Annotated in this window: 13 protein-coding genes and 1 other annotated feature; of the genes, 4 read left to right on the top strand and 9 right to left on the bottom strand. The window is 59.9% G+C overall.

Annotated elements, in window-relative coordinates; translation table 11 throughout:
- Positions 1-160: 160 nt before the first annotated feature.
- Positions 161-2,419, bottom strand: a complete 2,259-nt coding sequence (gene parC, locus EDF70_RS09680) for a DNA topoisomerase IV subunit A (RefSeq protein ID WP_132273132.1) — start codon at positions 2,417-2,419, stop codon at positions 161-163.
- 207 nt (positions 2,420-2,626) lie between these two features.
- Here parC and EDF70_RS09675 point away from each other — a divergent pair, with 207 nt between their 5' ends.
- Positions 2,627-3,817, top strand: a complete 1,191-nt coding sequence (locus EDF70_RS09675) for a hypothetical protein (RefSeq protein ID WP_132273131.1) — start codon at positions 2,627-2,629, stop codon at positions 3,815-3,817.
- 57 nt (positions 3,818-3,874) lie between these two features.
- Here EDF70_RS09675 and EDF70_RS09670 read toward each other — a convergent pair whose 3' ends face one another.
- A complete protein-coding gene (locus EDF70_RS09670; RefSeq protein WP_132273130.1) occupies positions 3,875-5,359 on the bottom strand; it encodes a SulP family inorganic anion transporter in 1,485 nt (494 codons plus the stop codon).
- 86 nt (positions 5,360-5,445) lie between these two features.
- Positions 5,446-5,503: a sequence feature (sul1 is cis-regulatory element that is thought to sense ions involved in sulfur or methionine metabolism; They are found in Alphaproteobacteria), on the bottom strand.
- Between the two features lie 113 nt (positions 5,504-5,616).
- Here EDF70_RS09670 and EDF70_RS09665 point away from each other — a divergent pair.
- The gene (locus EDF70_RS09665) at positions 5,617-5,856 is read left to right on the top strand and encodes an amino acid transporter (protein ID WP_132273129.1); all 240 of its coding nucleotides are present in this window, start codon (positions 5,617-5,619) and stop codon (positions 5,854-5,856) included.
- 307 nt (positions 5,857-6,163) lie between these two features.
- Here the strand turns inward: EDF70_RS09665 and EDF70_RS09660 are convergent, their stop codons facing one another.
- From EDF70_RS09660 to EDF70_RS09645, 4 genes are all read right to left on the bottom strand, one after another.
- Positions 6,164-6,502, bottom strand: a complete 339-nt coding sequence (locus EDF70_RS09660) for a DUF1236 domain-containing protein (protein ID WP_132273128.1) — start codon at positions 6,500-6,502, stop codon at positions 6,164-6,166.
- A gap of 166 nt (positions 6,503-6,668) precedes the next feature.
- Positions 6,669-8,732 (bottom strand): HAMP domain-containing methyl-accepting chemotaxis protein, encoded by a 2,064-nt coding sequence (locus EDF70_RS09655; protein ID WP_132273715.1) that lies wholly within the window; start codon positions 8,730-8,732, stop codon positions 6,669-6,671.
- Positions 8,733-8,958: 226 nt separating this feature from the next.
- Positions 8,959-10,749 (bottom strand): aspartate--tRNA ligase, encoded by a 1,791-nt coding sequence (gene aspS, locus EDF70_RS09650; RefSeq protein WP_132273127.1) that lies wholly within the window; start codon positions 10,747-10,749, stop codon positions 8,959-8,961.
- Positions 10,750-10,963: 214 nt separating this feature from the next.
- On the bottom strand, positions 10,964-11,863 hold the full coding sequence (locus EDF70_RS09645) for a bestrophin family ion channel (RefSeq protein ID WP_132273126.1): 900 nt from the start codon (positions 11,861-11,863) through the stop codon (positions 10,964-10,966).
- A 292-nt stretch (positions 11,864-12,155) separates the two neighbouring features.
- Between EDF70_RS09645 and rnd the strand changes: the two genes are divergently transcribed.
- Positions 12,156-13,301, top strand: coding sequence for a ribonuclease D (gene rnd / locus EDF70_RS09640; RefSeq protein WP_132273125.1), 1,146 nt, complete (start codon positions 12,156-12,158; stop codon positions 13,299-13,301).
- A 6-nt stretch (positions 13,302-13,307) separates the two neighbouring features.
- Here rnd and EDF70_RS09635 read toward each other — a convergent pair whose 3' ends face one another.
- The 3 genes from EDF70_RS09635 to EDF70_RS09625 all read right to left on the bottom strand — a co-directional run bounded on the left by EDF70_RS09635 (position 13,308) and on the right by EDF70_RS09625 (position 14,488).
- Positions 13,308-13,727: a type II toxin-antitoxin system VapC family toxin gene (locus EDF70_RS09635; RefSeq protein ID WP_132273124.1), complete on the bottom strand. Its 420-nt coding sequence runs from the start codon at positions 13,725-13,727 to the stop codon at positions 13,308-13,310.
- Complete coding sequence (locus EDF70_RS09630) at positions 13,724-13,987, bottom strand: hypothetical protein (RefSeq protein WP_132273123.1); 264 nt, start codon at positions 13,985-13,987, stop codon at positions 13,724-13,726. Before EDF70_RS09630 ends, EDF70_RS09635 begins: the two co-directional genes overlap by 4 nt.
- A gap of 93 nt (positions 13,988-14,080) precedes the next feature.
- Positions 14,081-14,488, bottom strand: a complete 408-nt coding sequence (locus tag EDF70_RS09625) for a DUF2000 family protein (protein ID WP_132273122.1) — start codon at positions 14,486-14,488, stop codon at positions 14,081-14,083.
- Between EDF70_RS09625 and EDF70_RS09620 the strand changes: the two genes are divergently transcribed.
- Positions 14,487-15,380 carry an AraC family transcriptional regulator gene (locus EDF70_RS09620; protein ID WP_132273121.1) on the top strand — a complete coding sequence of 298 codons (894 nt, stop codon included), beginning with the start codon at positions 14,487-14,489 and terminating at the stop codon, positions 15,378-15,380. The genes EDF70_RS09625 and EDF70_RS09620 overlap by 2 nt on opposite strands.
- Positions 15,381-15,465 lie beyond the last annotated feature (85 nt).

The raw sequence follows: 15,465 nt of genomic DNA, 5'->3' as shown, positions 1-15,465 counted from the left end.
TCTCCCCATCGGGGAGAAGTGCCGGAGCGATAGCGAGGCGATGAGGGGGCTGCTCAGCCGGTCGCCTAACGATCCCCCTCATCCGACCCTTCGGGCCACCTTCTCCCCGATGGGGAGAAGACAGTGAGGAGAACGCGGAGGCCTCACATAACGGTGTCAATCACCCAGCAAACTTACCACTGCGCGGAAAGCCCTTTGGCACCGTACGACCGGCCGTGGCGCGGTCGGCCTGCCATTCGACAAGCTCGTCCTTCGTCTTGCTAAACTGCCGGCCGGCACTGTCTTCCCAGGTGAGGCCCGCCTCAATGGCAAAACATTTGACGTCGGAAATGCCGCCGTCCTTGTAGCGCTGCAGGCGCACGCCCTTGCCGCGGGTCATTTCCGGCAGCTGCGCCAGCGGGAAGACCAGCATCTTGCGGTTTTCGCCGACGACGGCGACGTGATCGCCCGAAACGGGGATGACCAGCTTTGTCTCGTCAGGCATGCCGACATTCATGATCTGCTTGCCCTTGCGGGTGTTGGCGATCATTTCGCTTTCGGCGACGACAAAACCGTTGCCGGCCGTCGATGCGAGAATGTGTTTGCGCGAGGAGTCGTAAACGAAGGCCGTCAGAACGTCCTGATCGTTTTCCATGTCGACCATGATGCGGATCGGCTCGCCATGGCCGCGACCGCCCGGCAGCTTGTCGGCGCCGAGCGTATAGACCTTGCCGCCGGTAGTGATCAAAAGCAGCTTGTCGGTGGTCTGCGCCGGGAAGGCCAGTTTCGGCCCGTCGCCTTCCTTGAAGGTCAGCGTCGACGTATCGGCGATATGGCCCTTGAGAGCGCGGATCCAGCCCTTCTGGGAGATGACGATGGTGACCGGTTCTTTTTCGATCATCGCCTGCTGGATGGCTTCAATATCGGCTTCTGGCGCGTCGGCAAACTGCGTCAGGCGGGCGAACGGCTTGCCCTTGCCCTTGGCAAAGTCCTTGCGGACCTTCTGGATCTCGGTCTCCACGACCTTCCACTGCTGTTCGTCGGAGCCAAGCAGCGCCTCGATGCCGGCCTTTTCCACGGTAAGCTCATCGAATTCCTTGCGGATTTCGAACTCTTCCAGCTTGCGCAAGGAGCGCAGACGCATGTTGAGGATGGCTTCAGCCTGGATGTCGGTGAGCCCGAAGCGGGCGATCATCACCTGTTTCGGCTCATCCTCCTCGCGGATGATGCGGATTACCTCGTCGATATTGAGGTAGGCGACCAGGAAACCGCCGAGCAGTTCCAGACGACGGTCGATCGCGGCCAGACGGAAGTTGGAGCGACGGATCAGGACGTCCTTGCGGTGCGCCAGCCATTCCGTCAGCACCTCGTTGAGCGCCATGACCCTGGGCACCTTGCCCATGGACAGCACGTTCATGTTGAGCGGGAACCGGTTTTCCAGATCCGTCAGCTTGAACAGCGATTCCATCAGAAGCGTCGCATCGACGGTGCGGTTTTTCGGCACCAGCACGACGCGGACGTCCTCGGCCGATTCGTCACGCACGTCTTCCAGAAGCGGAAGCTTGCGGGCGATCAGCAGTTCGGCGATCTTTTCGATCAGGCGCGATTTCTGCACCTGATAGGGGATTTCGGTGACGATGATCTGGTAGCCGCCACGGCCGAGATCTTCCATCTCCCACTTGGCGCGCACGCGAAAACCGCCGCGGCCGGTCTTGTAGGCCTCGATGATCGATTCACGGCTGTCGATGATGACGCCGCCGGTCGGCATGTCCGGACCGGGGATGAATTCGACCAGCTTTTCGACCGTCGCATCCGGATGTTTGATCAGGTGCAGCGCGGCGTCGCAAAGTTCGTGGGCGTTGTGCGGCGGAATGGAGGTTGCCATGCCGACGGCGATACCGGAGGAACCGTTGGCCAGCAGGTTCGGGAAGGCACCGGGCATGACGACCGGTTCGCTGTCTTCCTCGTTATAGGTCGGGCGGAAATCGACGCTGTCCTGATCGATGCCTTCCAGAAGCAGCGCCGCCACCTCGGTCATGCGCGCTTCGGTGTAACGATAGGCGGCAGCACCATCGCCGTCGATATTGCCGAAGTTGCCCTGGCCATCGACGATCGGGTAACGCTGCGAAAAATCCTGCGCGAGACGCACCAGCGCATCATAGACCGACTGGTCGCCATGCGGGTGGAACTTACCGATGACGTCACCGACGATACGGGCGCATTTCTTGAAGGCCGAATTTGGCCGGATGCCCATTTCGCTCATCGCGTGGATGATGCGGCGATGCACTGGTTTCAAGCCGTCGCGAACGTCCGGCAATGCGCGGTGCATGATGGTCGATAGCGCATAAGCGAGGTAGCGCTCTTCCAGCGCCGCCTTCAGATCGACCGGCAGAATGTGGTCGTCGCCATCTTCTGGCGGCGGTGTCAGACTTTTTCCCATGCCGCTTGACTAGCGGAAAGCCCGATTCCCGGCAACAAAGCCAGAGAATCAGACTGTGGAGAACCTTGGGCTTCGATCACCTCATATCCGACCCTGCCACAAAAACGTCCAGATAGACTTCACAGAGAGAAATCGACGCTTTATTGGCGCGTTCCACAAATGCCATAGAATTTTCAGGCAGATACCTGCCTCTCGAGGAGATTATCCATGCGTTACACGACTTCGGCCAAGTTGTTTGCGGCCGGCACTGCCCTGTTTGCTTTTACCTCGCCGGCACTGGCGCTGGATGGCAATGATCTCGTCAACAAACTCAACGCCGCGCTCAACGCACAGAACGGAATGGGCATCGTTGCCGGATCGATCACCGTCGATGGATCGGACGTGACGCTCGCCGACAGCCGCTTCGAACTCGGCAACGGCCAGGGCAACCTGCCGCTGGGTACCATCGAGCTTGAAGGCGTCGAAGAAGATACCGGCGCCTATACGATCGAAACCGTCACCTTCGATGACATCGACATCACCAAGGAAAACTTCGTGGTGACGGCCTCGGACCTTTCCATTTCCAACATGCGCATCCCCGCCGACAACAAAGGCGATACGACCGATGCCGTGCTGTCCTACGAAGAAGCCGCCGCCGGCCCGTTCGAGGTCAAGATGGACGGCAAGAGCATTGTATCGGTCGGCTCTTCGAAGATGAGCACGGAAGTGGCCAGCGACAAGAAGTCGATGAAGTTCGATGTGCAGGTTGCCGATATCGAAGCTGATCTCAGCACGATCCAGGATCCGCAGGCTCGACAGACTGTTGCCGATCTCGGCATCACTGATATCGACGGCAACATGAGCATGACCGGCAGCTGGGACGTGGTTCCGGGCACGCTGGCGCTTGAGGAATACGCCTTCGACTTTGCCAATATCGGCCGCCTGAACATGGCCTTCAGCCTGTCAGGCTATACGCTCGATTTCATGCGCGCGGTGAACGAGACGGCGAAGAAGGTGGAAGCCAATGCCAATAACGAGCAGGCACAGCAGGCCGCAGGCCTTGCCATGCTGGGCCTGATCCAGCAGCTCAGCTTCAACAGCGCCGAAATCCGCTTCGATGATGCCGGTATCACCACCAAGGCGCTCGACGTTGCCGCCAAGCAGCAGGGCACGACCGGCGACCAGCTGGCGCAGATGATCAAGGCCATGGCGCCGATGATGCTGGCTCAATACAACATGCCGGAACTGCAGAAGGCTCTGACGGAGGCGCTCAACGCCTATCTCGACAAGCCGGGCAGCTTTACGATCAGTGCCAAGCCGGAAAAATCCGTTCCGGTTCCGACGATCATGGGTGCCGCCATGGCTGCACCGAACACGATCCCGCAGGTTCTCGGCGTCAAGGTGACCGCGAACGACTAAACTTCTGGCTCAAACCAGTTGGAGAAGCCCGGCAAGCGACTGTCGGGCTTTTGCGTTTCAGTGGGTGGGTGATGCGAGCGAGGCATGATCCTTGTCGTGCAGGGCAAAGCGATCGATCATGCCGGCACTCGCCTCGTTGGCACCGACGACCGCGACCGCGACGCCGCGATGGCGGAATTTGAGGACGACCTGATCAAGTGCGCCGACGGCAGAGATGTCCCAAAGATGGGCGCGGGTGACATCGATGACGACACGTTCGGGCGTTTCGGTGAAATCGAAGCCGCCGACAAGGGCCTGCGACGAGGCGAAGAAGATCTGGCCTTCGACGCGGTAGGTGCGCTGCCTGCCGTCCTCGGAAAGCTCGGAAGACACGCGGAACATGCGCGCCACCTTGCCGGCAAAAAACACGCCCGATAGCAGCACGCCGACGATGACGCCCTTCGACAGATCATGCGTGGCGAACACGGTGGCGACCGTGGCCAGCATGACGATGGACGATGTGCCGGGATTGCGTTTGAGATCGACGATCGATTTCCATGAAAACGTGTTGATCGACACCATGATCATCACCGCCACCAAGGCTGCGACCGGCACGACGCGCAGGATATCGTCGAGGACCAGCAGCAGGACGAGCAGGAAGGCGCCCGCCACGAAGGTGGAGAGACGGCCACGACCGCCCGACGAAACGTTGATGACCGACTGGCCGATCATGGCGCAGCCGCCCATTCCGCCGAACAGGGCGGAAACGATGTTGGCCGTGCCCTGTCCCAGGCATTCACGGCTCTTGCTGCTTGTCGTATCCGTCATGTCATCGACGATCTGCGCGGTCAGCAGCGACTCCAGCAGGCCGACGGCGGCGAGCGCCAGCGAATAGGGAAAGATGATTTTCAGTGTTTCGAAAGTGAGCGGCACCTGCGGCCAGGTGAAACCCGGCAATGCCGTCGGCATGGCACCGAGATCGGCGACGGTGCGGACCTCGATGCCGAAGGCAAGCGCGCCGATGGTGACGACAACAATGGCGACCAGCGGCGACGGCACGGCCTTGGTCACATAGGGAAAGAGATAGATGATGGCGAGGCCGATAGCGATCAGCGCGTAGGTGATGTGCGGCACATTGGTGAGCTGCGGCAGCTGCGCCATGAAGATCAGCACCGCCAGCGCATTGACGAAACCGGTCATCACCGATTTCGAGACGAAGCGCATCAAACGACCGAGCTTCAACAGGCCGGCAATGATCTGGAGGATGCCCATCAGGATGGTTGCGGCGAACAGGTACTGGATGCCGTGATCGCGCACCAGCGGCGCCATCAACACGGCGGTGGCGGCGGTGGCAGCCGAGATCATCGCCGGACGACCGCCGCAAATGGCGGTGACGCAGGCGATCAGCACCGAGGCGAAAAGGCCGACGGCGGGATCGACACCGGCGATGACCGAAAAGCCGACGGCTTCGGGGATCAACGCAAGCGCGACGACGACACCGGAGAGGATGTCGCCACGAATGTTGGAAAACCATTCACGGCGGTAGGCAGACAATGAAAACATGGGTTTGGATTTTTCGCAAAAGGGAGCGCATCCGCCGGGAAGAAATCCTGGTGTGACTACTGTCTTGGATAAGGCTGAATGCTTTGCGTTGTCCGGCGGATCGGCGGCCGGAAGAGCCACCCGGGAGTTTCACCCGAGTCCTTGTGGTGAGCGAGCTATAACGGTGAACCGGGCAAATGCCAAGTGCGGGATGTGGCCCTTGAGGCGGAAGGGTTTGCGGATAAGGTGTGGTGGGGATTTCGGAGGGGGATGGGGTGATGGATGAGGATGCGCAGCGGAAACTGGTGAATAACGAGCGGTTGAAGCTGCTTGCGACGTTTGTGAATGGGATAGGCGTTGCGACATTCGCGGTGGGTGGATTGGCACCGATGATTTCAGGCTTTTACGCGGAAGCCGGGATAACCGTTTCTGTCCTACTCACGAGCACAGTTTGTATTCTTGGCGCTTTCGCCTTACATTATGCGGCGAGCCGGTTTCTCAGGAGGTTGGTACCATGACGTTTTTGCAAATAGCTTCGATGCTACTGATGCCTGTTTCTGGCCTACTTTTCGCGGGAGTCGCGCTTTATATCGTCAACCGCAAATTCGGGCCTGGCTACAAGGACTGATCACCGCTTACGCAGGCCAAATGACCGATATCGACTTCTTGCTGCTTCCACTACCAACAGTTAGCAAAGCAATTTTCTGCCTTTTCGTCTTCTATTGGCTATACCGCAAATTCGGTTGAACGCCGAATTGCGGCAAGACGGCCGGAACCGCTGACGCGATCCCGGCCCTACTTTCAATTTAATCTGCTCTCAGCAAATTATTCCAGAACCTGGATGACCGTATGCGTCTGCGGATCAACGATCACGCGGCGTTCGTTGACGATCGTGTAGCCGTAATCGCTATAACCTTCGACAGGACGAACCTCGACGCTTTCCGGCAGAACGCGGCCGACGAGTACGTCACCTTCGTAAGGCACCGATTCAACCGGTTGCTGCTCCATCACATAGGTGCGGACTTCGCCGGGCAGGACACGGGTAGTCGACTGGGTGACGACAGGATCGGTCGGCTCCTGCTGGATGATCACGGTGCTCTGTGCATAGGCCGAAGCCGAAAGAGCGAGAAATGCTGCGGTAGCAGCCATGGTAAACTTGCGCATATTGCTTCTCCCTTGAGCGAATTGCTGCGGTAGAAACACCCTTGCGCCAATATGGTTCCGCTTTTCTGCCTGCCCCATTTGGACAGATATCAAGGCAAAGACGCCACAATACAAAAGAGCCGCCCGGTTTACTTGCGGGCGGCTCCGGTTATTTCATGCGCTGCTTTTATGCCGCGCGGCTGCCGCGAAACTCTCGGGCCTCGACTTCCGTCAGCTTGAACATGCCGACCAGATCGCGCAGGCGCTGGGCCTCGTTCATCAGCAGTGCGCTGGCCGCATTGTTTTCTTCCACCATCGCGGCGTTGTGCTGGGTATTCTGGTCGAGAAGATTGACGGCGGTATTGATCTCGCCAAGACCGACCGACTGTTCGCGGGCGGACAGCGCGATCGCTTCCACTTCGATATTGATGGCCTCGACACGACTGCCGATGCCGGTCAGGGCCTCGCCGGTCTCGCGAACCGAACTTACGCCGTCCTTCACTTCGACGCCCGACACGCGGATCAGTTCCTTGATCTCGCGCGCCGCATCGGCAGAACGACCGGCGAGTGCCCGTACTTCCTGCGCGACGACGGCGAAACCACGACCGGCCTCGCCTGCCCGTGCGGCCTCGACGCCGGCATTGAGTGCCAGAAGGTTGGTCTGGAACGCGATCTCGTCGATGACGCCGATAATGCCGGCAATGCGTGAGGACGACGCCTCGATGCGGCCCATGGCTTCCAGCGCTTCGGTGACGAGAACCCGTGTCTTGCCGGCCGAGACGTTGGCTTCACCGGCAATGCGATTGGCATCTTGCGAGCGCTTTGACGAATTTCGGACATTTGCGGTGATCTGTTCCAGCGCCGACGCTGTTTCTTCCAGCGAGGCGGCCTGCTGTTCGGTACGGCTGGAGAGATCGTTGGCGCTGCCGGCGATTTCGCGGCTGCCGCCGTCGATCGCATGGGCAGCATGGGCGATAGACGCCATGACTTCGCCGAGACGGGCGACGGTCTGGTTGAGATCACGACGCAGGTTTTCGAAATCCGGCGCAAAAGGTTCGGTCAGTTCGAAGGCGAGATCACCGGCGGCGAGGCGGCGCAGGCCTTCTGCCAGACCTTCGGTGGCCTGCATCAGGCGTGCACGCGCTTCGGCCTCGGCCTGTTGTTGCAGGCGAAGACGCTCGCCCTCGGCATTGGCGCGGGCGTCGGCCGCTTCTTCTTCCAGACGCCGGTTGGCGATCGCGGCTTCGCGAAAGGTGTCGAGTGCGCCGGCCATGGCGCCAAACTCGTTGCGACAGTTGAGCGAGGGGATCACCAGCGCGGTTTCGCCGCCGGCAAGCCTGCGCATGGCGGCCGTCATGGCAACGACCGGTCGGGTGATCGAACGGCCGATCAGCCAGACACCGAGGCCGAGAAGGATAACGGCAGCACCGATGAGGCCGGCGGCGATCATCAGATTGCGCGCGGCAACACGGGCATTTTCGGCAAGTGTCGCATCCCGCTTGGCTTCATAAGCAGAGCTGACAGCCTGAACCTGCGGTTCCAGCGCCTGATAGGCAGCCGATACACTCTTCTGGCTCTGCGCTTCCTTCAGGCTGGCCTCGGCATAGAACCGGAAGGCCGAGCGGTAGACTTCCAAAGCATCCATGACGCGACTGCGCTGCGCGCCGGGGCGAAAGGCTTCCTTGATCAGCGCCGTAAACGTTTCGGCCTCCGCCGCATGTTTTTCCAGATAGGATGGCGTGCCGCGCAGGATGAAATCCTTCTCATGACGACGCAGCATCAGCATGCTGGCACGGATGCGAGCATCCTCGACGGTTTCCAGACGCTGCTCGATGGAATGAACGGCGGAGCGCATGGCGCCTTCAAGGCCGCTATTCTGGTCGAGGCCGAGTTCTTGATTGTCCTTCACCAGCGTTGCAAAAGTCGCCTCATAGGCGGTCAGGCCGGTGTCCAGTTGGTCGAGCTGTCCGGCAAGCTCCCGACTTGCCGCCGAACGCAGGCCTCCGAGAAAGCCGCGAACATCAACCGTGGCGGCTGTAAACTTGTCGGCTGCGGCCATATCCTTGTGCAGCAGGAAATATTGCTCCCACAGCAAACTGTCGCGCACGCTGTCCGACATTTTTGCCACCTCGGCCTGACGCTGCGAAAGCGCCTCGGCAGCGGACCGGTAACCGGCTTCGATCTGGCGCTGGCCGAGAAAGATCGCGGCAATGGCGGTGATGCCGGCAAGGGCCAGAACGGCCAGAAGCATCACACGATGGGAAATCCGGAGATTGGAGAAAAAGGCCAAAGCTGACACCCCGTGCAATTGAATGTGCCAGTGTAGTGACAGTCAGGTTTTAATGAAGCTTCAAAACCGAGGTGAAATTACAATGACAGTTTTATGACAGTGGATAACGGGGATTGTCGATACACAAACGGCGACCCGAAGGCCGCCGTCGCAATACTTGATATTCCGTCGGATTTACTGACGAATGTCAGTCTTTCTTGACCGGCGGGATCGGACGGATCGCCAGTTCGCGCAGCTGGGCTGGCTGGGCTTCCGAAGGAGCACCCATGAGCAGATCCTGCGCCTGCTGGTTCATCGGGAACAGCGTGATTTCGCGCAGGTTCTTGGCACCGGTCAGAAGCATGACGACGCGGTCGACGCCGGCTGCCATGCCGCCGTGCGGAGGTGCGCCGTACTGGAAGGCGCGGTAGAGGCCGCCGAAGCGGTCTTCCACGTCCTGCTGAGACAAGCCGACCATTTCAAAAGCCTTGACCATGACTTCCGGCAGCTGGTTACGGATCGAGCCCGAGGCGATTTCGAAACCGTTGCAGACCATGTCGTACTGGTAGGCCTTGATCGTCAACGGATCCTGGTTTTCCAGTGCGTCGAGACCGCCCTGCGGCATCGAGAACGGGTTGTGGGCGAAGTCGATCTTCTTGTCTTCCTCGTTGTATTCGAAGAACGGGAAGTCGACGATCCAGCACAGCGCGAACTGGTCCTTGTTGGACAGACCCAGTTCGTCGGCAGCGCGGTTACGGGCTTCGCCTGCGAACTTGTAGAATTTTTCCGGTTCGCCGGCGACAAAGAAGCAGGCATCGCCCGCTTCGAGGCCAAGCTGGGTGCGGACGGCTTCGGTACGCTCTTCGCCGATGTTCTTGGCGAGCGGGCCGGAACCGGCGATCTTGCCGTCCTCTTCCTTCCAGAAGATATAGCCGAGACCCGGCTGACCCTGGCCCTGCGCCCAGGCGTTCATGCGGTCGCAGAATGCGCGGCTACCGCCGGTCTTGGCCGGGATCGCCCAGATTTCGACCTTCGGGTTGGACGCGATCATGCCGGCGAACACCTTGAAGCCGGAACCGGCGAAATGTTCGGTAACGGCTTCCATCTCGATCGGGTTACGCAGGTCCGGCTTGTCGGAACCGTATTTGCGGATCGCGACGTCATACGGGATGCGCGGGAATTCCTGGGTGACCGGCTTGCCGTCGGCGAACTCTTCAAAAATGCCGCGCATGACCGGTTCCATCGTCTCCCAGACTTCTTCCTGGGTGACGAAGCTCATTTCGAGGTCGAGCTGGTAGAATTCGCCCGGCAGGCGGTCGGCGCGCGGGTCTTCATCGCGGAAGCACGGCGCGATCTGGAAATAGCGGTCGAAACCGGCCACCATCATCAGCTGCTTGTACTGCTGCGGCGCCTGCGGCAGCGCGAAGAACTTGCCGGGATGAATACGCGACGGGACGAGGAAGTCGCGCGCGCCTTCCGGCGAGGAAGCGGTCAGGATCGGCGTCGAATATTCGGTGAAGCCACCGGCCGTCATTTCGCGGCGCATGGCGGCGATGATCTGGGTGCGCTTGACGATGTTCTTGTGCAGCGTTTCGCGGCGCAGATCGAGGAAGCGGTACTTCAGGCGCACGTCTTCCGGATATTCCGGCTCGCCGAACACCGGCAGCGGAAGTTCCTTGGCAGCCGAGAGAACCTCGATTTCCTTGGCGTAAAGTTCGATTTCGCCGGTCGCCATGGTCTTGTTGACGGTGTCTTCCGAACGCGCCTTGACCACGCCATCGATGCGGATGACCCATTCGCCACGGACGATTTCGGCAGACTTGAAGGCCGGGCTATCCGGGTCACAGACGACCTGGGTCATGCCGTAATGGTCGCGCAGGTCGACGAACAGCACGCCGCCATGGTCGCGGACACGATGAACCCAGCCGGAAATGCGGACATTGGAGCCGACATCCGACTTGCGGAGGGCTGCGCAGGTATGGCTACGGTAACGATGCATGTCTTTTATCCTGGACTGATGCTTTTAACGGCCTTTTCAGGGCGCACGAAGCAGCCCGGCCGAAATCATGGAAAATCGGCGCGAAAAGCGCATGGGCAGTCCGATTTGTCAAGGGTTGCGGCCGCAGGGCGGTGCCGTAACGCAGCGGTTGTTGCCGCCGCTACGATCGACCGGGCAGGAACGATAGGCCCTCACCCGGCCGGTATTTGCAATTCTACCAGAGAACGTGCTCGACCGGCTGCACCGGTTTTGACGCCCCTGTCCTGCCCAGCAACTGCTCCAGATCGATCTGGATGGTACGCGTAATCGAGGTCAGCGGCACGTCGTGGGCGCGGTTGGCAAACGGGTTCTGCAGGTCGGCGCCAATGCGGTCCATGGCCAGCAGCATGAAACCGACGGCGGTGGAGGCGAGCGGCGTGAAGATGGTGAGGCTGTCGACCAGACCGATCGGCAGAAGGATGCAGAAGAAATGCACGAACAGCGTCGGGTAATAGCCGTATTCGCGCGGCAGCGGCGTGTTCTTGATCCGCTCCATGCCACCTTGGGCATTGCTCATGTCGACCAGAATACGCTCGATCTGGACACGACGGAAGCTGTCGATCCAGCCGTTCTTTTCCGCTTCCGCCAGCATGGCGCCTGTGCCGTTGAGAATGGCATTGGGGATGTTGGAAAAATTCTGCAATTTTTCGCATTCGTCATCTGGTAGAAAATCGGCGATTTCTTCGCCGACAGGCTGTCCGCGCAAATGACAGCGCAGCGCCTGGACATAAGCAATCTGACGCAGGACAAGATCGTGACGCAAGCGCTGGCTTTCCGGCCTGTCGTCGATCAGATGCATGACCTCACGGCCATAGGAGCGTGAGGCATTGACCATGGCGCCCCAGAGCGTGCGCCCTTCCCACCAACGGTTATAGGCATTGTTGTTGCGAAAGCCGAGAAACAGGGCGAGTGCCGAACCCAGAAGGCTCATGGGCAGGACCGGCAGGTTGAGCCACGGATGCGGCAGATAGACATAAGCCAGCGTGACGGCGATATCCCATACGAACAGCAGCGCAAGCGGCCAGCCGATGTAACCGAGCATACGATGCAGACGGGCGGATTGGGGCAAGACCATGAAACGCTTCCTCATTCACCGACATTACATTCGAATGTTCGAACATAGTGTGCAATGCAGCAAGAACGAGGTGCGATGCAATATTCCGATTAAATTCGGTGTTATATGCAGAGTGCGCTTACCGCGTTCATCCAGGCACAGATGACCGTCGAAACCGCAGGTTTCGTCTGTTTATAGTGAGTTCGTGACGCCTTATGGCAGTTTCACATCACATCGGCACCGCTTGTGGTTGACATAAGCGGTTGAAAGGGAAAGGAAGGTTGATCCTTTATTTCCCCGCCTGACGAAGACCATGATCGAAACCACTGCTGCCCTTGAAGAAGCCTGCATCCAGCTGGCAAAGTCGGAATTCATCACCATCGACACGGAGTTCCTGCGGGAAACGACGTTCTGGCCGGAACTGTGCCTCATCCAGATGGCAAGCCCGGATCTGGAGGTGATCGTCGATCCGCTGGCCAAGGGCATCGACCTGAAACCGTTCTTCGTGCTGATGGCCGACACCTCGGTGGTGAAGGTGTTTCATGCCGCGCGTCAGGATATCGAGATCATCCACCATCTCGGCAATCTCATTCCGCAGCCGATCTTCGATACGCAGGTGGCCGCCATGGTTTGCGGTTTCGGCGACAGCATTTCCTATGACCAGCTGGTCAACCGCATCAAGGGCGTGCAGATCGACAAGTCGTCGCGCTTCACCGACTGGAGCCGCCGTCCGCTGACCGAAAAGCAGCTGGATTATGCCGCTGCCGACGTCACACATTTGCGCGATGTCTACCTGTCGCTGAAAGAGCAGCTGGAACGTGAAGGCCGCGCGCTTTGGGTGAGCGAGGAAATGGCGGTGCTGGAAAGCGCCTCCACCTATGACATGCATCCGGACGATGCCTGGCTGCGCCTGAAATCGCGCCTGCGCAAGCCGACGGAACTGGCCATCCTGAAATTCGTGGCCGCCTGGCGTGAACGCGAAGCCCGCAGCCGCAATGTGCCGCGCTCGCGCGTTCTGAAGGATGACGGTATTTTCGAAGTTGCCCAGCAGCAGCCGAAAGACACCGAGGCGCTCGGCCGTCTGCGCACCATTCCAAAAGGCTGGGAGCGCTCTTCTTCGGGTGCGGCGATCATCGAAGCCGTCAATGCAGCCCTTGCACTGCCCAAGACCGACATGCCGCATGCGCCCAAACACGTGCATGTGCCGGAAGGCACTGCCGCTGCCGTGGAGCTGCTCAAGGTTCTCCTGAAACTGGTATCCGACCGTCAGGGCGTGGCCGCAAAGATCATCGCCAATAGCGACGATCTCGAAAAGATCGCGGCCGAGGGCGAGAATGCCGAAGTCGGCGCGCTTTCAGGCTGGCGTCGCGATCTGTTCGGCGATGTGGCGCTGAAACTGATCAATGGCGGCGTGGCCCTGCGCTTCGTCAACAAGAAGGTCGAGGCGGTCGAGCTTTAAGGCCGCCTAAATAACCCATGGATTGATGACCGATACACCCGCCGCCACGAACGGTGCGGTGTCGCGCGTAGCGACGGTGAAGTGGTGTGCCTGCGCGATTGCGGCGATCTGGCCGTCGGCGATGTGAACGGTTTTTCCGTGAACGCTCGCATATGCGACTATTCGGCCATAAATTCGCGCCGCGCGCTCGTCGAAAGAAAGGATGCGCCCGGCAAGATACCGCTGCAAAATCTGCTGCATCCCTTGCCGGAGAGCGCTCTTCCGGTGCCCTTCGGGAAGTCGTTCGATACCAAACATGATTTCGCCGAGGCTAATGGCCGTGGCATAGAGCGATCGCCTTTGCTGACGGTCGATCCATGCCTGAACCTGATGATGCGCATCGGTCTTGGCGACTTCTGAGATCACATTGGTATCGAGAATGATCATTCAAACGATGGACCTCTCGCCGGAGTTTGATCGCGCGAAAAATCAATATCCGCCAATTCCGGAAATTTTTCGCCCAACCGCCGGAGAGCGGTGCCAAGGCCAACCTCAGGCTCGTCATCCTCGGCCTCAGCCGTTTTACCGAGTATCTCCTGCAAGATCCGCTGAGCCTCCTCCTCCACCGTCGTACCGTTGTCGACCGCGCGCGCCTCGAGCTCGCGCGTGGCTTCTTCAGACAGATTTCTGATCGTGATGGCATTCATTGTCACACCTCCGATCCGTGAATGGCCGAGACGTAAATCATAAGCCCCGGCCAAAATCTTTGCAATCCAAGGCTTTTGAGGGGGATTACTGCCCTATGGGTGCATCCTGGCACCCTTGGTGATCTTGTCGACCACCTTCTTGTCCGCCCTCAGCGCGATACCGACCAGCTTTGCGCCCTCGGGGCCGAACTGTGCAAACACTTCGCGGTTGGCGGCATCGTGGCCGGTCGAGAACATTTCCTCGATATAGGCGGACGTCGTCACCTCATGGTCGAGCGCACGCTTGTGGATGCTGCGCAAAGTCTCCTGATCGGTGGCAAGCACCACCACCGGCTGGATGCTCATCGGATTGTAGACATGGCCGGCAGCATCCCGGTATGGTTCGCCGATGATCGCCGGCGACTGGGCGACGATGCCGCTTGTCAGAAAGGCGGTGACGTTGAGCTTCTGCCAGGTGGCGAGGTCATCGCGGATAACGATCGCGATCTTGGTGTCGAACATGCGGGAAAACTCCGTTCAGGGTATCGAAAGAACCGAACACCTAGCGCCGGTCGCTGCAGGTGGTCTTGAACGTTCGTGCAAGCCCCGTTTTGCCGACGGCCTGCGCATCGCCATGCCGTCGCGCGGTGTCGAGCGCATCGAGGCGCGCTTTCACGGCAACGGCTTTTCGCCGCACCGGCACGACACCTATGCCCTCGGCCTCACCCTGCATGGAGTGCAGACCTTTCGCTATCGCGGCGTCGAGCGGTTCAGCAATCCCGGCAATGTCATCGTGCTGCATCCCGACGAGCTCCATGACGGTGCGGCCGGCACCGAGGACGGGCTGATCTACCGGATGATCTATCTGCCGCCGGAGCTGATCGGCGCCGTCGATGGCCATCGAACCGCCCTGCCCTTCGTCGCCGATCCCATCGTGGCGGATGCGGGCCTCTGGCAGGCGCTGGCCGACATTCTCGCCGATCTGGACGAGGAACCCGGCGATCTCGCCATGGACGATGTGGTGATGCGGGTGGCCGCCGGCCTTTGCCGACAGGCGGGAGCGCCGCGCAAGGTGATCAAAACGTCGGCGCAATCAGCAGTGCTGCGCGCCCGCAATTTCATCGAAAGCCAGTGCGGCGAGCTGGTGCGCTCCGAGACGCTGGAGGCGGAAACCGGGCTCGACCGCTACGAACTGGCGCGACAATTCCGCCGGCTGCTCGGCACCAGTCCGCACCGCTATCTCATCATGCGGCGGCTGGAACGGGCGAAACGAGCGATGGCAGCGGGTGACGGACTGGCGAGTGCGGCAGCCGATGCCGGCTTTGCCGATCAGGCGCATTTCACCCGCCATTTCCGCAAAACGTTCGGCATGACGCCGGGACGCTGGCTGGCATTACGCAATGATGCGCCGTAACGGCCGCATTCAATCAATATCTGCGCAAGCCCTTTAAAAGTTTTCGAAAATCCTGCCATCAAACCTTCATCGAACTGTCAGATGA

The sequence above is a fragment of the Neorhizobium sp. JUb45 genome, from assembly GCF_004343585.1.
Classification (GTDB): Bacteria; Pseudomonadota; Alphaproteobacteria; order Rhizobiales; family Rhizobiaceae; genus Neorhizobium.
Note: the sequence above shows the minus strand (reverse complement) of the source record. Positions and strands in the feature narration are given on the sequence as shown.